The following is a 23,242-nucleotide window of genomic DNA, read 5'->3' as shown; positions in this document are numbered from 1 at the left end:
CAAGATTGACATCCTAGGCTTGGGTGGAGTGGTTTGGTGGCAGCGTTTGAGAATCCGGCACATAGAGGCCGAATCGTCGTAATTCCAGAAGTGAGCGAGGCTTTTGCAGAATTACATGTTAGTAAAAAGCCTTCCAAAGCCATTGAGGCATCTATTAAGGGGGTTAGTGAAAGTGTCATCGTTTACCGAGTAGACGAGGTCGGACTTCCTGATGCAATGAGTAGGTCTGTATATAATTTCCCATTCCTTTTTCATAAAGATGGTAGTCCTTGGGTGGAGGCCAATTCGTTTCTGCTAAGTTTGGTGCAGAATAAGCATGCCCTCAACCGCCCAACAGATGATGTAAGGCGAAAAGCAAGTCGCCTACTTGATTATTTGATTTTTTGTGAAGATAGCAAAATAGATTGGCTGGACTTCTCTGGTCGACGCCTTCCCCAGCGACCTACCTATAGATATCACAGGCATTTGCTCGATAACCCTAGTCGCGGTGCTGCCGTTGCAAATCAATATACTGGTGTGGTTTATCAGTTTTACAAGTTTGTCTGTCAGTTCTGGCACGACATCGACATATCGCGTGTCGACACCGTCAAGCAAATAAGTATCTATGTTGAAGCTAGCCATGGCTTTCAAAAAAAGATAAGCGTAGAGAAACGAAGCCAGGCCAGGGCGGTTGCGCCTAAAGGCCCTACGCCTGCTGGATTTGTTAATGACGAAGGCGAGTTGTTGCGCCCGTTGGCTAATACTGAACTTGCTCATGTTCTGAAGGTAATCGAATCCGATGACTGGACAGCCCAGGAGCGGCTGATTATTTTATTTGCGGTTATGACGGGAGCCCGTAAACAAACTGTATTGACCCTAAGGGTCAAGCATGTCGAAGCGCTCCATAAAGGGTTGGTTCAGCCGGATGGCTCCTATCTTTTAAAAGCTGGCCCTGGTACTGGGATAGATACCAAGTTTAGTAAGCCCCAGAGCTTGTATGTTCCGCAGCAGCTGGCTCAGGACTTGTTGACGTACGTACGAAGCTCATTTGCCAAGAAAAGACGCCAGAGATTTCAATCTGAGTTCGGACTCAAGTATCCGGGACTTGACCTGATAGCTGATGAGGATATGTACGTTTTTTTGTCGGAGCAATGTAATTGTTACTACATGGCATCGAACGATCCTCGTTATTTTTTTGCTAAAACTCGACCGCTTGGTGCTGTTGCTGATACATTAAAAAAGAAACTGTTGCGAAAAGCCGCAGGTGAGTTTCCAATAGGGTTTACATATCATTGGCTTCGTGCGACTTATGCCTATCAGTTGTACCAATTACTCAGGCCTCGATTAGCTGACGGCACATTGAAGCCGGGCGAAGAAATAACAATCATCCAGTCCCGGTTTCATCATGAGAGACGCGAGGTTACAGAGAACTATTTGAAGTTGTTCAAAATGATCTCAGAAAAGATTCGTGCCCAAGAAAGCTACGAAGATGTTCTTTTTAATCTGTCTAGCTACAGTGACCTGATTTTGGGTGATGTTGATGTCCGTTAAGCGTGTACCTCGTAAGATCCATACGATCGATCTGTCTTATGTTGGTCAGGGGCATGAAATTTTGCACCCTGAACTCCTCGCCCTTTCGCTCTCTCATCGCGTTTCAGCACTAGATATTGGAGTGTTTGCTTATTCCATTCGTGGGAAAGTTAGGTCAGCCGAATATTGGGTTGATGAAGTCACACTAATTCCCAGTCGGCGTAAGATGATTATTGCTTGGCTTGACAAAATGTGGGTTTCAGGCGCGAAAGGGAATAGTATTGAGACTGATGTCAAGAATTTTGAGTACGTAATAAATTGGTGTGACGAGCATGGATGCGCCGATGTGATGTGCACACCCGAAGGGGCTCAGCGTGCATATATGACGCTGACCAGCTATCTCTATCAAGAGATTGCTAACGGTCGAGCTTCGCCACTGAGCTGTCGAGCACGCCAGACTATACTTCGAAAAATCTTGGGTCTTCAGTTTCCTGAAAGCTACGAATATATAATCGCAAGTGCATCTCCTATCCGGAATCGTCGTGAAGGACTCGAGCCGCCAGAGGAAGAGCATGTAAAGCAGTATATTGATATTGCGTTGAATCTTGCCCTTTCAATTTCTCGGTTCCTGGTAAGCTTCGCTCCATTTCCTTTGAAGTTTGCAACTAAGGAATACCATACCTACTTTTTTCCTGGTAAAGGCAAGTTCATTACTCCGTTCACAGAAGGCGATCACGGTTACTCAGCCTATCATTATCAAGAAGGTCGGCTGCTAACGGTACAAGAATTGAGGGGAGTGAAGCCGAATGCTCGACTACCAGATGTGCGCGAAACCCTTAATCGCGCGCAACGAGTAATCGACGATTCAAATGCAGATTCTCATCATCAGTTCAGATTGCGGCTCGCAGGCTTGGCAATGAAAGCCTATGCGTGCGTCATCAATTTGGTCGTTGGTGCTAACTCTGGTGAGGTCATTCAATTCCTCTACGAGGATGCTTTGGAAGTTGTCCGGTCGCCTTTGAAGAAGGAGCTTTCAGCTGTGAAGCTCAGAGCGAAGGGACTAGATGTCTTGTATTCCGTTGGCCGAGGCCCAGGTATGAGTGTCCTGCGAGAGTACCTCGAGTTTCGCAGTTGGGTGCTTAATGGTCGAACTTCGGAGCTGCTTTTCTTCCATGTCCTTGACGGGAAGGGAATGCCTTCGGATGAGTTTCCTGCATTTGAGAACAACTTTTCTTCAAAGTTTCACGGCAAGATTCGTGGGTCTTTGTTTCTGAGGATTTTGAGAATATTCCTCCCAGGCTTGTTCGTAAATTTAAGAGCATAACTCTCCATTATTTACGTCACTCGCCAATGCTGGTAAGTGCTGTTCTCAATCATAGTGAACGCACGAATGCCCAGTCCTACAGTGGAATAACAGATAAGCAGCAGAAGAAGGAGTTTGGGGTGTTCTGGGCGTCCATGATGGACGCAGCAAAGCGTTTTAGCTCAGGAAAACAAATCGGCGGAGTACCGATTGCTGCGGGGCATTGTGATGGTTTGAATGAGCCATTGAAAGAGATTCCAGTGGTCGCTATTGAACCTGACTGTAATAGCCAATATGGATGTTTGTACTGCGTACATTATTTGGTGCACTCTGATGAGGCTGATATTCATAAGCTTATGAGCTTTAAGTATGTTGTCGAGGCGATTAGAGAGAGTGCTCCGAATTTTGAGTTCTCTGAAGAAGTATTCAAAGACGTGGTCGTCCGTATTGGCTTTATTATAGAAGGGATTTCCAAGCGGTCTAAGACTGCATCGGATCTGGTTGAGATGATGAACAAGAAGGTTTTTGACCTGGGTATTCTTACTCCCTTCTGGGAAAGTCGCTTGCAGCGCTATGAGAAAATGGGGATCTACATCTAATGAGTAATTTTTTTGATGACCTCAACCAAGGCCTGCAAGTTCCAGATGTCACGCAACTCGCTGTCACAAAAAGCTGGAGACCCTCCGCAGATTTCGTTCTCTGCCGGGATCTAGAAGGCAATCCCACGGCTGTTTACAATAAGTCATATTGGGATTTTAACCCTATGCGGCTTCGAGCCAATAAAATCTGGGCAGTCCGTTTTGATGGGGTTTTTGAGACAACAGGGAAGGCTCAGCAGTCCCTGATTGATGAAATTAAGTGGATTCTCTTCTGCCTGCTTTTTTTTGTTAGCACCGGGCACACAGGTAGGATCAGCGTGGGTGTCCTTGCACAGTATTTTTTAATGCTCCGTACGGCTGCGCGGTTTTGTTACGAAAAAGGCGCTGGAGAGTTAGCTGGGGTTTTAAGTCTTCAAAATCTTTTCACTACTCCTGCCTATTTGTCTGCATATGCTCGATGGATGAAGATCAACAAAGTGGGCTCAACCCAACGTAAGCTAACTCGAGCGCTACTAAACCATCTCGTCTCCATTGGGGAGGAAAGGCTTGGATATAAGTTGCAAGGGGTTTTTGACATCAATTTTGAGTGCGATGACGATACGAAGCAGCATCCAGTAATTCCTACTAGGATCTATCTCGGTGTTATCAATGCAGTGGGTCTAACGCTTGATACTCTTTACAATAACCGCGAGGCGCTTGAGCGGTACTTGACCGCGTTCGATAATCCTTTTTACGGGTACACTCATCTTCACCAAAAAAAGATTAACGGCAACAAGGCCCCAAAATCATATGAGCCAGAGTTCGAAGAGACCCTGAAAATTCATGAGCTGGAGACACTGTTCAGTGGTGATTTCTCCTGCACAGGAAGAGGTGTTTTGTCATCAACTGTGTTGAAGATGCAGTGGGTCGCTAAGACAGTCATTCATTTGTACACAGGCATGCGAGATCAAGAGGTACTTCGATTGCCGTACGATTGTGTCGACCAAGACGAAGTGGTTTCAGCTACTCTCGATGATAAGGGTTTCGCTCGGGATAAACCCATCATGGTCAAAGTCCTATCAACAACCACTAAATTTACCGGTTATCGTAAAACAGTATCTTGGTTAGCTACTGATGAAGCTATTCGCGCAGTGGAAGTGGCTCGTGCCATATGTCGCGGTATTTCTAGGTTGTATGGTGTTGACCCTAAAACCATGCCGCTTTTCTTAAATCCTTCAATTATAAACCGTGCTCAAACTGAAATTGGCGTTCCATTTTGGAATAATGTTTCAAAGCCGGATTTCTTGCTTAACGGTTTTATTATGACTGCATCTGACTTAGATGAGTTGCAGTTAACTGAACCTAGTCGTGACTTTGCTAGTGAAAATATCTTCCAAGTTGGAAGTCCTTGGAATTTTACTAGCCATCAGTTTCGTAGGTCGCTTGCGTTCTATGGCAGCAGCAGTGGCTTCATCTCCATGCCTAGCCTTCGGAAACAGTTCAAGCATCTCTGTACCCAAATGACGCGCTATTATGCTAATAATTTCGAGCTGCTAAAAACTATTTTTGGATATTATGATGAGAAGAAGGGGAAGTACGTACTTCCTAGGACTCACGTTCTCTTTGAGGTGCAGACTGGGGTTCCAATTAATGTTGCGTATGATCTCCTGGCTCATGCATTTGGGGATGACGCACGCCTATTTGGTGGAGTAGGAACATATATTTCCAATCAGCGCGGAAAAATTGAAAGCGGTGACGTTCATATCGTCGACGTCCGGAAGGAAACGGAGAAGCAGGCTGCCGATGGAAAAATTTCGTACCGCCCGACCTTACTTGGTGCATGCACACGTACCGGAAAGTGTGAGCATTTCCTACTTGGTGCGGCTGTGAGCTGCTTGAGTTGCGCTGATGGCATTATTGAAAAGGAAAAACTGGACGAGGCTATCGAGGATAACGAGCGTGATCTCGAATTGTATGAACCCGGTAGTGGTGAATATCAGGTTGTACAATATGAGTTGAGCAATATGCGAAAATTCAGGGAGCGTCTCATTCCAGCAGTGGAGGTAGCCTGAGATGGCGAGTGATGGTGTAGAGGCTTGCGTTGAGGCATTCGAGCGTCTTAAGGCTGAGAAGGCTCACGTTGCTGCTCACGTTGGACTTGACGGCACGAAGATCACTGCTGGGATCGTCAGCGTTGAGGCGGGTTTTGACAGAGGCTACCTCAAGAAAAAGAGACCCAGCCACCAGGCATTGATTGCTCAGATTGAGGCATTTCGCACTAGCTTCGGTAACCTGGCTGCCTCCAAGACGCTTCAGATAAAGCGCGCCAACGACAAGGTTGTCAAGGCTCGTACTGAACTGGAAGTTGTCCAGGAGCAGCTGTACCAAGTGATGACGCACAACATCCAGCTTGTAGAGCGGGTGAGGCATTTGGAGGCCAAGTTGAAGCTTGCATCCAACGTTAAGACTATGCCGAAACGAGCATAACGCCGGCTAGGCTAGGCGACCCCAGCAAGGTCGCCTTTGTTTTTCCAAGGTCGCCCTTTTCACCGACTTCACCTGCCGTCTGTCCCGTATCAAACGCTTGTATACTGCCGAGCATGAAGCAGGAGTACACATGAGTTCGTTGCCAATCAATGCCGCGCTGCCGGCCCTTCTTGAAGCCCTCCGAGAGCGAGATGAAGTGGTGCTCCAAGCACCGCCAGGCGCCGGTAAGACGACTCGCGTCCCGCTCGTTCTGCTCGATGAGCCGTGGCTGCAAGGCCAGACGATCATCATGCTCGAACCACGCCGTCTTGCCGCGCGTGCTGCTGCCGAAAGAATGGCTGGAGAGCTTGGTGAGAAGGTCGGCGAGACCGTGGGCTACCGCATCCGCCTAGACAGCAAGGTCGGGCCGAAGACGCGGATCGAAGTGGTCACTGAAGGCATCCTCACGCGCCGGCTGCAGAGCGATCCTGCGCTTGAAGGTGTGGGGCTCGTGATCTTCGACGAATTCCACCTGCGAAACTTGGATGCCGATCTCGCCTTAGCGCTGGCACTCAATGGTCGCGAGCTTTTTCGGGACGATGCTCCGCTGAAGGTGTTGCTGATGTCGGCAACGCTTGAGGGGGAGAGGTTGTCGCGCTTGCTGGATGACGCACCGATCGTGACGAGCGAGGGACGCATGTTTCCGGTCACAACTATCTGGAGCAAGCCGCAGCAGCCCGGAGAATACATCGAGCCTCGAGTCATCAGTGCGTGCCTTGAGGCGCTTGCCGATCAGACTGGCAGCTTGCTGGTTTTCCTCCCTGGCCAGGCCGAAATTCGTCGAGTCGTGACGGGCTTGGAAGATGCCCAGAGCAACTCTCCGTCGCTCCAGCGTGATGTACTTCTTTGCCCTCTTCACGGTGAGCTCGATTTGAATCAACAGCGAACTGCTATTGATCCGGCACCCGTAGGAAAGCGAAAGGTTGTGCTGGCCACGAACATCGCTGAGACGAGTATCACCATCGACGGTGTGCGTGTTGTTATCGATGCAGGTCTTGAGCGTGTTCCGCGTTTCGATACTCGCAGCGGTATGACACGGTTGGACACCCACCGCATATCAAAAGCCAGTGCAACTCAACGTGCTGGTCGAGCAGGGCGGGTCGAGCCGGGTGTGTGCTATCGACTCTGGTCTGAAGCGCAGCATGACCAAATGGCGGGCTTCAGTACGCCAGAAATCCAGCAAGCGGATCTCACGGGCTTGGCCCTCCAGCTCGCTAAATGGGGTGTCCAGCCAGGTGACCTTAAGTGGCTTGATGCTCCGCCTGCAGCTGCTTACTCGCAAGCGAACGATTTGCTTCGACGGCTCGGCGCCTTGCAACCAGATGGGCAATTGACTAAGCACGGCCAAGCGATGGCCGAGCTGCCGAGTCATCCACGGATTGCTCATCTCCTGTTGCGAGGTCACGAGCTGGGGCTGACTGAGACAGCGTGCAACATCGCAGCGTTGCTCGGCGAGCGTGATATTCAGCGTGGTGGAGGTGCAGACCTTCATAGTCGTTTGGCCATCCTCTCTGGTGAGCAACGTGCGCAACGAGGAGAGCAAGGAGGTGCTCAACGCGCAAAGCAGCTCGCCAGGCAATATCGGTCATTCTTGCGTGGCCCAGCATCGCAACCAGTCGCTGATTCAGACCACCCGAGGTGGGTGGGCTGCCTACTTGCTTTGGCGTATCCCGACCGAGTCGCCCAACAACGTCGTGCTGGTGGGGCTGAATATCGATTGGCGAATGGTCGGGCAGCGATGTTCACTGAGACCGATGCCCTGATGAAGCATTCTTGGTTGGTGATCGCTGACTTGGGTAGCCGGCAAGGCCAACGTGAAGAGCGGATCTACCTCGCTGTCGATCTGGACGAAGCGTTGTTCGACACTGTCCTGAAAGACCAGGTCAACCAGGTAGATGAGCTTGATTGGGATGAGCGGGAGGGGGCTCTTCGTGCTGAGCGACAACTGAAAGTAGGGGAGTTGATTCTATCCCGTGCGCCGTTGACAAACCTGGGTGATGAGGCGCGTGTTCAGGCACTGCTCAACTACGTACGCCGAAAAGGGCTGGAGCTTTTGCCATGGACGCCGGAGCTTCGCCAATGGCAGGCGAGGGTGGAGTTGCTACGCGTCATTGATGAAGAGGTTGGCATCAAGAGCGAGTGGCCTGATCTGCGTGATCAAGCTTTGCTGAAGTCCCTGGAGGACTGGTTGGGCCCGTATGTTGGAAAGGTGACGCGGCTCAGCCACTTCGGCCAACTTGATCTCTCATCCATCATCCGCAACCTTTTGCTTTGGCCCCTGCCACAGCAGCTTGATACCCAGGCGCCCCAGACGGTTTCGGTACCGTCTGGATCGAATATTCGAATCGACTACAGCGAGCGACCACCAGTGCTTGCGGTTAGGCTACAAGAATTGTTTGGACAGGCAGATACGCCACGCATTGCCAATGGCCGCCAAGTGCTCAAACTACACCTGTTGTCTCCTGCGCGCCGACCCGTTCAGGTGACCCAGGACTTGGCGAGCTTCTGGGCATCGACCTACGTTGAGGTGAAGAAGGATTTGAAGGGCAGATACCCCAAGCATTTCTGGCCTGATGATCCATTGATTGCTGAAGCGACTTCGAGGGCAAAGCCTCGTGGGACTTGATAAGTTATGAGTTAAGCAGAGACAGATCAGTCCAAGCAGCTGTCTCTGCTCGCTCAGCACCTTAGCGGGTTGAGCTATCTTTTACTTCTTCGATCAGGCCCCTATCTCGCCAAGTAGCTCGTACAAAGCTTGAGAACTGATAGTCTTTGCCGAGAGTTAGTCCGTCAGCATGATCGGACACGATTATTTGAGGCTCAACTCCGGTCGCCTTAAGCGTTTCCTCGCAGAAATAGGCAAGTTGTGTGAATATGTTGTTCACTGATTTTAGATCGGCATCTTGATTTTTCGATCTATTTGCTCTTTCGGAGGATTTTCCACTGTCAAATTTCTTGTCGATATCCAGTGCCGGGAAGTAAACCTGCGTGGGCTGGTCGAGGAATAGGATGGGTGGGATTTTGCACTCAGTATGGCTTGCGAACTGGTAATGTAGCGACATGAACAGCGCAAGATGAGAGTAGAGCCAGTTGGCTCCGCTTCCCATGGAACGTAGGTATACGCGAGTTTTGGGATCACGTTGATACCACAGGTCAAATGTTTGAGTATCAAACTTTAGCTTCGATGGCTTATATGTTTTCTCGAAATCAAAGCGATCCCCGAGTTCGCACATTTTTGTATTGATATCTTCGGATAGCTGGTTTAGCTTGCTTTGTACGCCGTAAGCGTTCACCAGTCCTTGGAGTCGATTGACTTCGTTTTGCCATTTAAGTTCGTCCTTGGAAAGCTCAAGGACTGGCTTGCTTAGTTGGTCTTGTATCGCTAGTTCTAGCTTGACTTTAGCTTTCGTGGCTTGCTCGCTCGCGGACTTAGATGTCTTGAGGCGAGCTACTTCTTCATCAAGCGGTTGGAGCTCTTTTTGAATGCGAGTAAGTGTTTTGTTCGTTTCGAGTATTTCACCTTGGATGATTCGGCGTTGGTTAGCAAAACTTTCTAGTGCATATTTCGACACTCTTAGCTCGCTATTGAGCCATTCAATGGCGTCTATAAGTTTGCTTGCTTCATCTGACTGAGTTGTGGTCTGGCTTTCACAAACCGGGCATTCATGGTGACCTAGTTGAGCAGACTTCGGTACTACCGCTTGAGTCATCGTGGAACCAAAGTCAAGTGCTGATTTTATTGAGCTCTCGACTTGTACAAGGCGACCTTGGGCCTCACGTTTTTTCACTAGATTTTGTGAGCGTTCTTCCAGCAGTTGGTTGCGGCGGATTTGTACTAAGTCAGAAAGTGCATCGATTTTTACAGTCCGACCTGTTACTTCTGCTAAGTATGTTTCGGGTTTTGCGTAGATGTCTTGTGGGGAAGCTTCAATGAGCTTTTCGCCAGCAAATGTATGATATTCTAGAAGCAGGAACTCATATCGAGAAATGAAGTCGCTTTTTCGCTTTGCTTGTCTTGGGATCTGGTTGCTGATTTTCTTCAGTTCTGCTTGGGCTAGCTCAAGCTCTTTCACTTTGTCAAAGTAGTCTTCACCGACCAAGCCCATCAGAATCTTGAAGTGATCAATGGCTTGGTCGCGCTTTTCTTTTTCCTCGAATCTGTAGAAGATTGCGTGTTTATTAGCGACAAGGTTTTGGTGTTGTAGCATGAACGAAGAAAAGCTTCGAATAGAGGGCGTAGCAGATTTTTTTCGCCCAAATATTTGTCGGTATGGATCGGTATCTATGTTTTCTAGCGTAACTCCGAAATGCCTACCAAGGCTTTTCTTGAAATCATCGATTGGGAAGAAATTTCTTCTCGTTATGAACTGGCTTGGTTGCGCCTTCATTCGTTCGAAAACAGCCTCGTGGCTCTGGCCAACATGCTCGCTGAGAAAGCAGGAGCTCGACTGAGCTAGGCGCGCCGCGACTAGGATGTAGGACTCGAATTCGAAGGCAATCAGAAAGGCTTTAGCCCTTTCTGTGATAATCCCAACCGGAATAGTATCTTCACTACTACCCATGCAGTAGTCGAAGATTTCAAGGATCGCACTTTTGCCAGTGGATGACGCGCCTGTGATAATGTTCAAACCTGACGTAAGAGCTACGTGGTGAAGCTTTTCTTGTTTGTCGATAACTGCGATATATCGGAGGAAGATTTTCATAGATATTTGAGGCCCAACATCCTGTAGATTGTCACTATGTCTTCACCTTGGCAGATGGAGGCTAGCCCTCTTGCAGCATCCAGCAGTTTGGCTTTGGTGTTTGAAATCTGAACTTCGTCGATAGACTTAATCGACATGTCTTCAGAGATTTCAACTCGTTTTTCAGAGGTCAGAACTAGCAGAGATGCATGGGTGATGGCTTTAAAGTCTGAGACCCTCGCCGGTAGACCTATCAGCCGTTCTTTGGCTTGAGTCATTGTCCTCAAATTACTTGTGGAGCGAGCGCTAGCTAAAAAGTCCCTCATGGGAGGGAAAAGCACTAAAGGTAAAATTAGGTAGCTCAGTAGGATATCCCGCTGTCTTGGGCCTGACCGGTTATAAAACTCATGAATGATTGGTGCCAGAGCGTAGGGTGACCGTTGCAGTGTGAAAATGTGGTCGATAACTGTTGCGGTCATTTTTCCCAAAGCCTCCAATGGAAATCATGCTCTCGGAGACCGTAAGGCTCATCGGCAAGAATGTGGTAAATACCATTTCGGAATTCTGGTGGAGTATCAACATACGTAGCCAGCTTCACTACGTCCGCTCCACACTGTTTGGCAAAAAATTTACGTGAGGCTTTTGAAAGTTGTGAGTGATTATAATCATCCTCACAGTCATCCATGGCTTCAAGTCTTCGCCAGTGGTGCAATTCGCTATGGTGATTTTGATATATTTCAATGTCTTCTTTGTTTGCAGTAAAGTCCTCTAATACTGCCGCCATGTATGCTTCGGCACTCAGTAGTAGAACTGCGGCATTTAGAGCGTGCTGGTCAGCACCGATTTCGCTGAGTTTGGTGGTGAATCGCCTGTCACTGAACGATGATGTGCGAGCCGCTGTTTTAATCTGCTCGGTATCAATTCGTGGAAATAGTAATGATCCACTCATGTATCGCTTGCTGAGCTCGCTGTACTTTGCGGAAAATTCACGGCCCTTTATTTCCCAGCCTGCACCAATTTTCTCTGCGTCTGTCATGAATCCAAACATGTCATTGCAGAAGTCCTTAACGTTTGCTGGGTTGATGTGGCGCAGTTTTTCCTTTGCGTATCTGGCGATTAAACCAAGGAGGTCATCATGCTCAGTAATTAAAATAATTTTGGGTACGGCTTTCAGCAAAATCTCACGCATCCCATCACTCATGATGTGCTGACGCTGTGTTGCTGATTTGGAAAGAACCTGCCGAGCACCTTCAGTACCTGATTTAGGCCGCCCGCGCTTCGGTTTTCGTTTGTCAATTTGAGCGCATATGTCTACTAGCAGTTCAACGCGGCTACTCAGAGTTAGGTCATTCCATCTTGCCAGATTGGACTGGGCGCCGAATTTTTGAGTGGTGAGTAATACCAGACGTTGAAATCTTGTGTGGTCAAACTCGGGCTTCAACCAGTTGTACAGAGTATTCCAGAAGTTCGGATGGCCATCAGTAAGCGAGTCCGAATGCATTTTCACTTCTATCTGGTCACGTATACCAGTAGTAACGTCGCCGAATACCTCAATCCATAGGCTTTCGTCGTCATCAAGTGTATGACAATGTTCAATCGCTACATGGATCTGGTATTTGATGGCCTCAGAAAGTTTCCGGGCGTCAAAATCAAGTAGGGCTTGCACAACTGCTCCTAGCGCGTAGAACAAGACCGGCCAGGAGTGCGCACGCCTTCAGGGCAACGGTCGACTATCTAGGTCTGTATATCCATACAGATTCCTGCTGGGTGCTGCATAGCATGGTAACAACTACCAGTGGCAAAAGGCTATCTGCCAGGCTGGGCTAAGGGGGAGAGGGTTGCCTACCAGCAATTTATGTCTTTCGTTTGCTTCATGACGCTGGAGAATCAGGCTCACTGGGGGCCTGCCGGCGGCTTGCCCAAAGCGTCAGGATTTCGACCAGTATCGATGCACAGTCGATGTCGGAAGGCCCAGCTCGCGGGCTGCTTCAGCCTGCGTCTTGCCCTGCTGCTTTAAAGTTTGCACTGCGCTTACGCGCTCAGCATCAGCCTTGGTGCCGCGTGCTCTTTTCGCGAGAGCGCCTCCTGGGAGGTTTGCCTTAATGATCTCCATAGCTCCCGATGTTACGAGCTCTTTGAGTTCATGTTGAGCCCGCTCAAGCTCCATTTCCGGTGACTTCTGATCTCGTACCGCCAGGCACAATCCGAGAAGAGTCAAAACGCTGATGCCGAGCGATTCCGATAGTTTAAGCAGGGTCGGTATCGTCGCTTGGGCATCGCCTCGCTCGATCATGCTCAGATGCTTCGGGCTTATCGCACCGGAGATAGCTTCGTAACGAGCACCTTTCAGTTGACGGATTACCCGTAGCGTCGCGGCTAGCTCTTCCTTCACGTTATGCATCTCAAAAGGAAGGATAGAGCCATAGACCGTTTATCCCACCAAACATCGTCCGTTGCGGTTGGTGGGACAATTCCTTATGATGGCCATTCGGTGCATGGCGCTCCGGCCATCTTGCGATGGACGCCAAGTAGCCTCTGCCATGAGGTTACGCGTGAGACCGTCCTGTGTGAGCTTGGACAGGGCCTGGTCAGGCTTGGACTAAGGTTTGAAACCGTGTTTGTTACCTATAGCAATGATCTTCGAGGGCAGTTCAGAGCCCCGGAGGCTACGCGGATGCTTTGGCGATCCGTAGACATCAGTCGATGTGAGTATTCATTCCTCATCGAAGGAATGGCCATAGAGGATGGGTGCATAGGGCCCGTTGCGCATCTCGTAACTGATGTTCCTACTGTGCAGATGATGCAAACGGCAGAGCTTGGTAATTTCCTGAGTGTCAGCAAGATCCACATCATCACACCTTCTGATAAAAATGGTGGCGGGACGTATGCAATGGAACTGCTATCCGAGATCCGTATACAAGCCGGCACGGAGTCCAGGCCGGTGTACGAATTCATCACCCATTGTGGTCAGGTTTACTCCAGCGCTAGGCAATCAAGCTCGGCTGTGAACGCCTGAGCGAGGAGATTTCTCAGTCTGCTCATGGGGATGAGCTAGCGAAGCAGGCTGCCTCCAGCCTGCTTTTTCGTCTATCGCGTACACGATCAGCCCTCGGACGGGAATCTGCTGTGTGATGAAAATTTTGGTTTACTCAGATCTGCACCTCGAGTTCTCGGACTTCCAGCCTCCTGCGACGGAGTGCGATTTAGTGGTTCTGGCCGGCGACATCTCTGTGCGTGGCCGGGGAGTGGTGTGGGCGAACGACGCCTTCAAATGCCCGGTGATCTACGTCTGCGGGAACCACGAGTTCTACAAGGGCCACATCGACCGTACGCTCACCAAAATGCGTGACGCGGCTGTAGAGCACGTGCACGTCTTGGACAACCAGATCCTGATCATCGGCAACACGCGCTTTTTGGTCGCGACAGCCTGGACTGATTACACCGCCACGGGCGATTACAAAGCGGCGATGAGGGTATGCGCCGAGTGGATGACTGACTTCAAGAGGATCCGAATCGGGGAGGGCTACAGCAAACTTCGTCCTGTCGACCTCATCGCTCGGAACATCGCCGCTCATGAGTTTCTGGCTATAGAACTGGCGAAGGACTTCGATGGAAAGACCGTGGTCATCACCCACCATTGTCCCATCCAGGAAGTTGCCGGCGATGGCCATGAAGGTCATCTCGGCGCGGCGTACTTCAACCAGTGGCACGACCTGGTCGCTCAGGCTGATGTCTGGGTTTTTGGTCACACCCATCAGGCAATCGACACGGTCGTTTCAGGCTGCCGACTCGTATCGAACCCTCGAGGCTATCCGGGCGAGCGCACGGGCTTCTCGCCGGACTTTACCATCGAAATTTAATCTGCCGTGGGGCGGTGCTCGAGCATCGAGCGCCAGGGTCAGAAGTAGTAGCAGGAACAACGAATGTCATACGAAGTCGTCATCGAATACCACGTCAAAGAGCTCTCGGATTTCCAGCTCAAGCGGATCGATCGTGCCATGGCTCAGAAGTATCCTGTGCCGATCACTGCCTACCTGAGCGACGTTTTCATCTCGTCCGAGCGCGTGGTCGGTATCGTGTTTGGCCACAACGCCCCCGGGCCATACGAGCAGCATGCAGACGGACATATCTTGCAGAGCACGCCGGTCTGCGAGCTGCAGAAGTTCGGCAGGTTTTGGGTAGCTTCCACGAATAGCGGCAACTACGTGCTGGCGACGTTTAAGAAAGACTTGGGAAGAGCGAGCTTGAGGGCGCTCATTGAGGTTGCTGACAAGCCAGAGCTGCCAGCTGTTTAACAGAATAGCCAGGCGCCTCCGTGCGCTGGAACATCGACTAGAAGGTGCCGCGCTCTAGGTTCGTAAGGCGACTCGCCGCCGGTGAACGCTGCTCAAGATTTTGAAGTCCCGAAGGCGGTCGGTGGTGAGGTGCCCAGCATCTACTAGGCCCTGGATGTAGCCTTCAGCATTGCCGCGAGGCTCACGCTGGTCACCTTCCGTGGTACTGAGGTGGATGTCTCAAATACAGCGCTCCTTAGGTTGAATCTACCGCAAGGCTAACATGCGTACAGCCAATCGCCTGTTACTGGTTGGCCCATTGGATGACGTCTCGTGTGCAATGCTCCAAGGACTTCATCACATAGGAGATACAACATGATTAAACGGCGAGCGCCGCTTTCCACCACCAAGATCGCCGATGTCTCGCCATCAGCCATGCCCAGTTCGATAGCCAAGGCGATGCAGGTAGAATTCGAATTGGAGATTACTGCGTACCTGTCCTCGGTTGAGTATGGCCCGCATGAGCTGTTCCTGAGAGGGGTGGTCTTCGGTGACCGGGAGCGGCGTTTCGATGATGGTGATCCCATTCGCACCTCCAACATCGTGAGCTACGAAGAGCTCCAGGGCTACGTGGTGGCGCGAACTCTCAACAGCACGTATGTCGTCTGCGATTGGGCAGCAGAGGGTGCGAGAGGGGGCTCGAAGGCTCAGCACTAGAACTCTCAGCTGGGGGCGATAAAGCGATTAACTACCTGGCAGCAGGGAGGAGAGAGCAGATGAAGGTCTCCTGCGAAACCGATCATACGGTCACAGATGTCATTTGCGACATGTGCGGAGATTCAACACGTGTTGAGTCTGGTCATCTGCAGTTCGGAACGATGCATGCATCATGGGGCAAGGGCTCTTCATATTGCGGCGAAGAGTACGAGTTGCACCTATGTGAGAACTGTTTTTCGTTCAGGTATCGAAGATGAAGCGCAAGCGAAGGGTGAGCGTGATGTTTGAGGATGAAGGGGATGACATCTTGTCTAATGGCGCTTACGGACGGGTCAGCAAGGACAATCGAGCTGATGGCGGAGATGATGACAGTTGAGAGGTAGTCTGCCTGCGGTTTAGGCCAAATTGTGGCTCAGCCATAATTATCCGCGATCCATGATTTCAAGCAATGCTAGCTCTACAGAATTGGATTGCTGGGTGGCTGAGCGCGACTCACGCCTATTGCTTTGCAGCCAGTGCTCTACCAGTGGTCTGATCTAGAGGCATTTCAATTGCACCAAATTGCATAGACGCATCACTGGGCTATGGTGGAATGACTTCCGTCTAATACTAAGGTCGTAGGAGAGCGGCATGCGTATACGTGGTATGTGTTTTGGGCCTGGGCAGATCCGACGCTTCACCATCGGTCTCACGACGAGACGCTGGACGATGGAACGACCATAGATGTCCAGGTGCGACTGTCGCGTACAGGTAGCACTCAGATGTTCATCGGCGTTTACGCCGGCTGCGGTATGGCTCTTCATGAAGAGGCATTCGATTCGCGGCCCGGTGAATCGATGACACGAGCGCTAGCGTGGGGAGTGGGGCGCGCAAGGCGTATCACGACCACACACCAACCCGTTCAAACCTACGTGGCTTGAGTGAAACCTTCTGAGGTTGATGGTCGCTTTAAGATTGCTCTCCAGCGGCCAGCTTCTCTGTAGGCTCGACCAACCGTCAGTCCGGAGCTAGCCGCTTCAGTCTTGGTCTTATTATTCGTTCTATCCCATCAGTCGGAGACTGAAATGAACGGGCCAAGGCAGGAATATTTGACGCCGGAGAACGTGCTTGAGGAAGAGCTCACTGAAGAGCGACTCCTGAGTTCACACCTGATCTTTGTGCTAGCCACACTCAACGTGGAGGGGGGCCGCCTAGTCATCGAGCAGACGCCCTACGTGTCGGAGCGATGTCGCAAAGAAGCCCAAGACTACTTGGACGATTTGGTCTTTTACGGTGAGGTCTGAGCTCCCACCGCAAAGCCGTTGTCAGCCGGGGCAGCATTGATTCAACTGTCAGGGCTCAAGAACCCTGATAGCACAGGCCTAACACGTCCCTGGTCTCAGGCAAGGCGCGTGGTCTGCTATTGGCGAACTACTACAGCAGCCGCCGGCTGCGGCAGAGAAAATCTCCCGCAAACCACGAGAATTGAAGGTCTACAAGAACCCGCACAGTGGCGAATTGGTACAGACCAAGGGCGGCAACCACGCGATCCTGAAGACCTGGAAAGCGGAACATGGCGCCGAAGTCGTGGAGTCCTGGCGTCAGTGAGGCACCTCTTTCGTTTCCGTCGGAAATGAAGCCATCGCGCCGCTAGTGAGCAGCTCATACCAGCGACGGGATGCTATATGACCGGTAACGGCGTTGGCGGCCAACTGCAGCGTGGCGTGCGGTACTGTAGATTTGGATCCGATCTTCGGATCCCACACCATTGCTACCGTTGATCAACTTTGATACCTTTAAAGGGCAAGGGCTGGATTTAAATCCCTTTATGAGGTTATCGCTATGACCAACCGTACCGAAACTGTTCGACCCGAGGTGAAGGCCCTGGTTGAGCTGGGTAATGGCGTGGGTGGCACAAAAGTCAGCGCACCGGATCGGGCTACCATCGTAGAGAACCTCCGGAAAGCATTTGCTCTTTCGAAGGAACGTTCTCTCAATCATGCCAGCGTCCCCCACTGACAAAAGCGTCACAAAGCAGCCCATCACGGGCGTCTACATTCACGATCTCTTCTTCGAAATCAGCGATGAAATTGGGTATACCTACGACATCTCTGAGACCTACCTTGAGCACCTCGCCGACCTGTTCAACCTCTGGTCGCAGCAGGGCTTCATCGAAATCTACTCGGAAACCGCAGATCGTAAGTGGGGTCGTATCAAAGATTCCAACACGGTTCCTGGGTCGACCCCTTGGTACACGGGGCTCTATCACGCCCGGATTGTCGATAACCGCGACAATGACCCTCTGATGGTGGTTGTTTTCGAGGAGCAGTCTGATGACGGCAAGGTGAACCATGTAGCCAGCATCCGGTTCATGCTCGATCACTCCGACATGTTCGGTGAAGGCGGCGAAAAATTCAGTGTTGAGAAGATGAAGCAGATCCGTCGTCGGATTGATGCCTTCATCCTGCGTGGCGGCAGCCCAAAAGCTATCGTCGCGGCGTAGGCCCTGATTGCCACGCTGCGAGCTACCGTTCATAGCGTGGGTTTGATGAGCCCCTCAGCAGGTGAGTGAGTCCTCCATGATGGCGTCCATGGCATCTGCAACAGGCGTTCCTCCATCGTTGATAGTTCTGATCTGCCGGAGCATGCCGGCTGCGATCACGATTGCGCTCAATCGATCATCCCCTGGAATCTTCAGAGCGATTTCCATGGCGAGCTCCTCATCTGAAATGTCGTAGCGCTTGCGCCTGTCATCGGCGCGCAGTTCGCGTTCCGCTCTGAAGATTCGACCTAAAGCTATAGCCACCTCCTTTCTCGTTGGTGTGCGGTCATTTTTTATGTAGTCGATTACTCACCTTCTCGCCCTATCTACCGGCCTGGGGTTCGGTGTGCGTTGACCTTTGCACAGGCCTTCGGCGGCCTGAGGCGTGTGTGTAGGGCATGTATCGCCTGGCTCTGATATACCTTTGAATCTTGTCTAGGTGACGCTGCCGGCTGGCAAACAGGTGTCGATGTCAGCTTCTGCCTATGCTTTCTTGCGGCAACTGATCTGGTTAGTTGGAGGCGAGTTCGTGTTCGCCGAGGGCGGCATAGAGCAACGCATGGAAAAAGGCAACTGCCTCGAACTGGGCCCACTAACAGACAGTGTTTTCATCAACAGTAGCAGTGCGCTTTGTGTATATGCGGTAGTTGTCCTCAGCTCTTCATTATCGCCGTGACTGACATCACCCGATCATCTGACTCGTCCAGCCCGAATGTCTTCAATCAGCTGTAATTGAAAGTCGTATTCGTCGCGCTTTTCTTCCGAGAGGCCGGAACGGAAGGGCGCGAGTGAGGCCATCTCCTTGTCAGCACCCTTGAGATCTCCACAATACGCCAGTATCACGGCGTAAAAGCTTCTGGCACTGGTGAGTTCGCCCAGCAGTTGGGCCTGTGTGATGAGAGGGATGATGTTCGAACCCACCATCTCCCGGGCTGCCTGAAAGTTACGCATGTCCAGCATGTCCTGTGCAGCATCGAGCCCCGTCCTGATCACGGAGCTGAATGCTTGGATGCAGCAGAAGAATTTGAAGGAAAAAAGGCGATACGTTACAGGGTTAAGTCCTCGCAGTTTCATCAGCATGGATTTGACTTCGTAGGCGCTCGCGAGGTGGTTTGCAGCCTCCAGATCAGCAGATGAGTCTCGCAGGAAGGCCGAGACATCCGGCGTTGACCGACCCAGGATCCACCGTTCACTGATTTTCAGGACGTCAAGATAGTCCTTAATGGCCTTATCAACGAACGCCTCGGCGGCCCGATACTCGCTTACTCGCCACAGAGCAACGGCAGCGTTGTAGTTAAACGGCGGGATGCGTTCGGGAGTGAGCCCCGGCAGTCCGCTTATAAGCTTGATTGTCTGGTGGACACCGGACGCGTCTCCCTGCATTCCCAGCCAATCCATGTGTTTGAGGTGGTAGGAGATGACTGCGCGTTCGGACAGAGTGTTGTTACGAACCAATTGAGCCATCAACGCGAGGTGTTCTGGTTTGTTTCGTTCCTCGTTCGATTGATGGAGGAGGAAAAACAGAGAGTCGACGGCCCAGTACCTGGTTTCGGGATCAAGGTCTGGTGAGGTGGAGGTGGCCTCCAAAAAGTCGATGAGCATGGCTCCCAGTCCAGTCTCCTTGAACATCTCTTCGCCGGCCAGCTCGATCAGGAACTCCCGCTCCTCAAGATCCAGCAGGGTACGGACAAGAAGTCTTAGCCGGTGATAGCTACGCGCCTGCTGCAAAGAAGTCAGCAGGAGGTCTTTGATCAACCTTTTCGTGGAGAGCAGGTGTTCTTCGTTCACGGTGTGCGATTGCCTTGACCCAATCAACCGCATAGCATCGTGGAGTTTGATCTCGCGGTTACCTTGAACCTCCAGGACTCCGAGTGCACGTAGTGTCCTTACCGCCGTATTGACCGCAGCGGTTGGCAATTTGGTATAGCAGTGCATCAATTTCTGCAACTCGTCCTGGGTGATGGCGACATCGACCATGCTCAAGAGCAGGACGATTTGCTGACTGGGTTGTGCGAGCCCCTGAAACACCTTCGTCAGGATGAGTTCCTGAGCGGTTGTTTCCATTGTGGCCTGCTGCTCCAGTGCTGCACACAGCTGGGCCAGGTCTCCTGCGTAATCCTTGGCTGCGAGCCGGGCAGCGCTTTGGAGATACAGTGGCATTCCAGCCGTTATGGCGCGCACTTTCTCCATGGTATTGACGTCACCCCTTGCACCCAAGCGAGACGTTTCCGTTGCAACGGAATCGAGGCTCCACCCCTGGAGTACTTCTCGACGCAAGCCGCATAATTGCTCCAGTTCCTGAATCGAACCCAGCGGCTGGCACAGAAGAATGAAGCGCATGTGTGGAGTGCAGTCGAATACCGCCTGCAGGTCGGCAGCGGGGATCTCGTGAGCATTGTCGATCACCACCAATGGCCGAATGCCTTGGGTCTCCAGGTGTCGGTCAAGCGCATTCAATGAGTCGATGCCCGAGGCGCCGGTTGCGAAGAGCTCACTGACCTCATGAGGATTTTCAACAACAGCTCCGGCAATCTCTCTTGTCAGTGACCGTGCGAGGGCCGGGCCTGCGGTTTCGCGAGCATTGAAGTAAACACATGGTTCAGAGCTGCGTATAGTGGCCTGGGTGCACCATGATGTCTTTCCCGCTCCTGAAAAGCCGCAAATGATGCGAATACGTTCTCCGTTGACGAGCGCGGGTTCGTCAATCTGTGGGAGGTAGTTCGCTTGGAGCGCGGGCAGCCGTTGAAGCTGTGTCAGGATCTGTTCGAATAACGCCGGCAGCGCTTTTGCGTGAATCGTGTAGCCTCCCAGATCTTCGCGACCGGTAGCAGCGGCTTGCACCTTTCCTGCCAGCTTCCAAACCAATGACTCCGGTGCCAATACGCCATGTGGTACCTTTTCTGCCAGTTTCACGCAGTCAACGACTGCACTGGCTAAGTCAGGTTGGCACGCCGGCAGACAAGCGAGCTCCTTCGGCATCGCCTGACCTGGATGAATAAAATGAACATCATCATCCAGTTCCATGCGCTCGATACTGGCACTGAGCTTCGGGCCTGGAGGCTGGTTCGAGGCAACCACGAAAATAGGTACGCCGTGGCGTTGGCCCTGGGTGTGCTGATCGCGAAGCTGTTGGAAGCGGTCAAAGGCAGTGCTGAGGTCGCTAGGCACAAGCGGCCCAATACGCGTTTTGACTTGGACGTAGATGCGGGCGTCCGCAAGAGCGATTTCGACGTCCTCGTCTCGCTCAATCACCACATGCGATACGTTTGATCCGTTGGCTTTCAGTAGACAACCTACAGCGAACAGATGTTGATACAGGAAGCCCCCGTGAACAGAGGCAATTCGCTTTTCCTGCGCTTCATCAAGGGTTGGGTAGTCGACTGACATGGCGATGTCTCAGCTGTCCGTGGCGTTAGTTGCATGGCGTGTGTGGCTTGTAGCGCTGATCTCAAGCGCTTGCAAGGCTAAATAGCGCTTTGACATTATCGTGCCCCTTAAGATCCATGGGGCGAATATCGTGATGTATGGTCGAAGAATGGACAGGTTCAGGGCGTTCTTGGAGAGCGGAGCTGGTAGGAAGGCCATCCACGCGAAACGAGAGCGGCGCCGTGTCAGTATCTTCATTGACGGCATCGAGCCTAAGTCTAAAAAGATGCCGCAGACCGAAAAAAGCAAGCTCCAGGCGGCTATCGCTGATCACCTCACGCTTTTCAAGCGGCAAGCGTTTACCGGCAACATCGCACTAAAGTTGCAACTGTACACCACGGATAAAAATGCTCCCCAGGCGCATACAATCGCAAAGAACCTACTCGATCTGTTCGGCCTGAAAGGCTCCGATGTGGAATGGCCTCGCAAACACCTGCTGTACAAGGACGATAAGCAGATTCAGGTGCTATCGGTTTCATGTCGTCACGGAAACATCGAGCCGTCGATCTTTGTGGAAGCGGCCCCGCTGTCGGTGATGCTAGAAGATCTGAGGATTGCTGCTGAGGCTAGCCGCGAAGACGAGATGAGCCTTGACGCCCTTTATCAGGAAGATATGGCGACGGACTGGATCGGCGATTACCGCAAGCTAGTTGAAAATGAGGCGAAGTCACGAGCCGATTATGGCGTCCTCTACGAGCCATTTTTGAAGCTCTCCCGTGTGAATGCGCAGCAAGCGCTCCTCAAGAAGGCAGGGGTAGGCATCTCGGTGCTCAACTGGCTTTACGAGGATCCATTAAGCAAGCTAGGTGGCTTCGCTGCCAGTGATTGGGCGAACCTTATTTCGCGGTCGATTCTGCGACTTCAGTTTGGTGAGCTGCCTATCGCTCCTGGCAGCTCCAAACTATTCAAAGAGCGTGTCGCAGCCGAGGTTCAGGCGTTCAAGGAACGCTGGGCGTGGATCATTGATCCTTTGGAAGTGGCCGTGGGACTGGAGGTTATTGTTCGTCCTAATCCGAACACGCCCCCAGATGTCCTTCACGACCTCGACAACATCGTGAGGGATTATCTGATTCCTGAGATCGTGCCCGGATTTAAAACCGTCTCTGATCCATTGTGGTTGGTGGACTGGGAGGCCATGGAGAAGGCGGATGTTAACTCAGGCAACAAGGCCTGGTCGTTGCTCAGATCAACTCCTCGACTTCCAGCCAGTACGAAGTCTGGTGTGACGCGCTATGAGGTGTGGCGGCTGCCCGCAGTAGTCGGTCAGCCGGGTATCTTGAGTGTCGCGTTGACCGCTGACACGGATGGCAGGGGGGATCTAATTGATCGAATCCAAAAACACGTGAAGGAAACCGTTAGTCGTGAGGAGAAACGTAGGTGGTGAGGGTGGGGCGCGTTGCGGCACTCTTCCTGTGAGGATCATCAGTCGAGTCGACCGGAAAGTGGTACTCGCTGTGTTTGGCATGATTTGCGACCCCCCTTTCGCGCCATACTCATGGCGGGAGATCTGAGCCAGCGGCAGACGGGGTTGGATGAGAAGGACAAGGTGCACGCGACCCAGGAATGTGACAGTCCACGCCGAGCCAACATCATGATCAACGATCTGCTCGATCTGGCTCGCTGCAGTCTGGGCACCGGCATGTCAGGGGGCAGGCAGCCTTTGCTCGCAGTTGGCTAGCTAACCTAACAACCCGCCAGAGTCGATA

17 protein-coding genes and 2 pseudogenes are annotated in these 23,242 nt (G+C 51.7%); 13 read left to right on the top strand and 6 right to left on the bottom strand.

The window, feature by feature from the left end; genetic code table 11:
- The first annotated feature begins 36 nt into the window (after positions 1–36).
- The 6 genes from L6D75_RS16325 (at position 37) to hrpB (ending at position 8,542) form a co-directional block, all read left to right on the top strand.
- Positions 37–1,530, top strand: a complete 1,494-nt coding sequence (locus L6D75_RS16325) for a site-specific integrase (protein ID WP_176514799.1) — start codon at positions 37–39, stop codon at positions 1,528–1,530.
- A complete protein-coding gene (locus L6D75_RS16320; protein WP_236193697.1) occupies positions 1,520–2,833 on the top strand; it encodes a hypothetical protein in 1,314 nt (437 codons plus the stop codon). The genes L6D75_RS16325 and L6D75_RS16320 overlap by 11 nt, the downstream gene beginning before the upstream one ends.
- Positions 2,834–2,952: 119 nt before the next feature.
- The gene (locus tag L6D75_RS16315; protein WP_236193695.1) at positions 2,953–3,411 is read left to right on the top strand and encodes a hypothetical protein; all 459 of its coding nucleotides are present in this window, start codon (positions 2,953–2,955) and stop codon (positions 3,409–3,411) included.
- Positions 3,411–5,462 carry an integrase gene (locus L6D75_RS16310; RefSeq protein WP_176514797.1) on the top strand — a complete coding sequence of 684 codons (2,052 nt, stop codon included), beginning with the start codon at positions 3,411–3,413 and terminating at the stop codon, positions 5,460–5,462. Before L6D75_RS16315 ends, L6D75_RS16310 begins: the two co-directional genes overlap by 1 nt.
- Position 5,463: 1 nt before the next feature.
- Positions 5,464–5,877 carry a hypothetical protein gene (locus L6D75_RS16305; protein ID WP_176514795.1) on the top strand — a complete coding sequence of 138 codons (414 nt, stop codon included), beginning with the start codon at positions 5,464–5,466 and terminating at the stop codon, positions 5,875–5,877.
- A gap of 130 nt (positions 5,878–6,007) precedes the next feature.
- On the top strand, positions 6,008–8,542 hold the full coding sequence (gene hrpB / locus L6D75_RS16300; RefSeq protein ID WP_176514792.1) for an ATP-dependent helicase HrpB: 2,535 nt from the start codon (positions 6,008–6,010) through the stop codon (positions 8,540–8,542).
- Positions 8,543–8,603: 61 nt separating this feature from the next.
- Here the strand turns inward: hrpB and L6D75_RS16295 are convergent, their stop codons facing one another.
- The 4 genes from L6D75_RS16295 to L6D75_RS16280 form a co-directional block, all read right to left on the bottom strand.
- Positions 8,604–10,619: a DUF3732 domain-containing protein gene (locus L6D75_RS16295; RefSeq protein WP_176514790.1), complete on the bottom strand. Its 2,016-nt coding sequence runs from the start codon at positions 10,617–10,619 to the stop codon at positions 8,604–8,606.
- Positions 10,616–11,077: a three component ABC system middle component gene (locus L6D75_RS16290; protein WP_176514788.1), complete on the bottom strand. Its 462-nt coding sequence runs from the start codon at positions 11,075–11,077 to the stop codon at positions 10,616–10,618. Before L6D75_RS16290 ends, L6D75_RS16295 begins: the two co-directional genes overlap by 4 nt.
- Positions 11,074–12,264 (bottom strand): hypothetical protein, encoded by a 1,191-nt coding sequence (locus L6D75_RS16285; protein ID WP_176514786.1) that lies wholly within the window; start codon positions 12,262–12,264, stop codon positions 11,074–11,076. The genes L6D75_RS16290 and L6D75_RS16285 overlap by 4 nt, the downstream gene beginning before the upstream one ends.
- 261 nt (positions 12,265–12,525) lie before the next feature.
- Entirely contained in the window at positions 12,526–12,999 is a 474-nt protein-coding gene (locus L6D75_RS16280) for a helix-turn-helix domain-containing protein (RefSeq protein WP_236193694.1), read from the bottom strand.
- A gap of 730 nt (positions 13,000–13,729) precedes the next feature.
- Here L6D75_RS16280 and L6D75_RS16275 point away from each other — a divergent pair.
- The 6 genes and pseudogenes from L6D75_RS16275 (at position 13,730) to L6D75_RS16250 (ending at position 18,071) form a co-directional block, all read left to right on the top strand.
- Positions 13,730–14,458 (top strand): metallophosphoesterase family protein, encoded by a 729-nt coding sequence (locus tag L6D75_RS16275; protein ID WP_176514782.1) that lies wholly within the window; start codon positions 13,730–13,732, stop codon positions 14,456–14,458.
- A 63-nt stretch (positions 14,459–14,521) separates the two neighbouring features.
- Entirely contained in the window at positions 14,522–14,893 is a 372-nt protein-coding gene (locus L6D75_RS16270; protein WP_176514780.1) for a hypothetical protein, read from the top strand.
- A gap of 354 nt (positions 14,894–15,247) precedes the next feature.
- Positions 15,248–15,589, top strand: a complete 342-nt coding sequence (locus L6D75_RS16265) for a hypothetical protein (RefSeq protein WP_236193692.1) — start codon at positions 15,248–15,250, stop codon at positions 15,587–15,589.
- A gap of 630 nt (positions 15,590–16,219) precedes the next feature.
- Positions 16,220–16,509, top strand: a pseudogene (locus L6D75_RS16260) (hypothetical protein).
- A gap of 520 nt (positions 16,510–17,029) precedes the next feature.
- Positions 17,030–17,176 (top strand): annotated as a pseudogene (locus L6D75_RS16255) (histone-like nucleoid-structuring protein, MvaT/MvaU family); the annotation flags it as partial.
- Positions 17,177–17,567: 391 nt separating this feature from the next.
- Positions 17,568–18,071, top strand: coding sequence for a hypothetical protein (locus L6D75_RS16250; RefSeq protein ID WP_176514778.1), 504 nt, complete (start codon positions 17,568–17,570; stop codon positions 18,069–18,071).
- A 54-nt stretch (positions 18,072–18,125) separates the two neighbouring features.
- Here the strand turns inward: L6D75_RS16250 and L6D75_RS16245 are convergent, their stop codons facing one another.
- Positions 18,126–18,374 (bottom strand): hypothetical protein, encoded by a 249-nt coding sequence (locus L6D75_RS16245; protein ID WP_176514776.1) that lies wholly within the window; start codon positions 18,372–18,374, stop codon positions 18,126–18,128.
- Between the two features lie 426 nt (positions 18,375–18,800).
- Positions 18,801–21,497 carry an ATP-binding protein gene (locus tag L6D75_RS16240; protein WP_176514774.1) on the bottom strand — a complete coding sequence of 899 codons (2,697 nt, stop codon included), beginning with the start codon at positions 21,495–21,497 and terminating at the stop codon, positions 18,801–18,803.
- Positions 21,498–21,597: 100 nt separating this feature from the next.
- Here L6D75_RS16240 and L6D75_RS16235 point away from each other — a divergent pair, with 100 nt between their 5' ends.
- Positions 21,598–22,920: a RusA family crossover junction endodeoxyribonuclease gene (locus tag L6D75_RS16235; protein WP_236193690.1), complete on the top strand. Its 1,323-nt coding sequence runs from the start codon at positions 21,598–21,600 to the stop codon at positions 22,918–22,920.
- Positions 22,921–23,242: the final 322 nt, after the last annotated feature.

The organism is Pseudomonas faucium (assembly GCF_021602585.1).
In the GTDB taxonomy this organism is placed as follows: domain Bacteria; phylum Pseudomonadota; class Gammaproteobacteria; order Pseudomonadales; family Pseudomonadaceae; genus Aquipseudomonas; species Aquipseudomonas faucium.
This window is presented reverse-complemented; position numbering and strand designations above follow the sequence as displayed.

What these genes read in the sequence shown, in the direction of transcription:
- L6D75_RS16320 (WP_236193697.1), top strand. Translation starts at nt 1,520, where the DNA reads ATGTCCGTTAAGCGTGTACCTCGTAAGATCCATACGATCGATCTGTCT.
- L6D75_RS16310 (WP_176514797.1), top strand. Translation starts at nt 3,411, where the DNA reads ATGAGTAATTTTTTTGATGACCTCAACCAAGGCCTGCAAGTTCCAGAT.
- L6D75_RS16305 (WP_176514795.1), top strand. Translation starts at nt 5,464, where the DNA reads ATGGCGAGTGATGGTGTAGAGGCTTGCGTTGAGGCATTCGAGCGTCTT.
- hrpB (WP_176514792.1), top strand. Translation starts at nt 6,008, where the DNA reads ATGAGTTCGTTGCCAATCAATGCCGCGCTGCCGGCCCTTCTTGAAGCC.
- L6D75_RS16295 (WP_176514790.1), bottom strand. Translation starts at nt 10,619, where the DNA reads ATGAAAATCTTCCTCCGATATATCGCAGTTATCGACAAACAAGAAAAG.
- L6D75_RS16290 (WP_176514788.1), bottom strand. Translation starts at nt 11,077, where the DNA reads ATGACCGCAACAGTTATCGACCACATTTTCACACTGCAACGGTCACCC.
- L6D75_RS16280 (WP_236193694.1), bottom strand. Translation starts at nt 12,999, where the DNA reads ATGCATAACGTGAAGGAAGAGCTAGCCGCGACGCTACGGGTAATCCGT.
- L6D75_RS16275 (WP_176514782.1), top strand. Translation starts at nt 13,730, where the DNA reads ATGAAAATTTTGGTTTACTCAGATCTGCACCTCGAGTTCTCGGACTTC.
- L6D75_RS16270 (WP_176514780.1), top strand. Translation starts at nt 14,522, where the DNA reads ATGTCATACGAAGTCGTCATCGAATACCACGTCAAAGAGCTCTCGGAT.
- L6D75_RS16265 (WP_236193692.1), top strand. Translation starts at nt 15,248, where the DNA reads ATGATTAAACGGCGAGCGCCGCTTTCCACCACCAAGATCGCCGATGTC.
- L6D75_RS16250 (WP_176514778.1), top strand. Translation starts at nt 17,568, where the DNA reads ATGCCAGCGTCCCCCACTGACAAAAGCGTCACAAAGCAGCCCATCACG.
- L6D75_RS16240 (WP_176514774.1), bottom strand. Translation starts at nt 21,497, where the DNA reads ATGTCAGTCGACTACCCAACCCTTGATGAAGCGCAGGAAAAGCGAATT.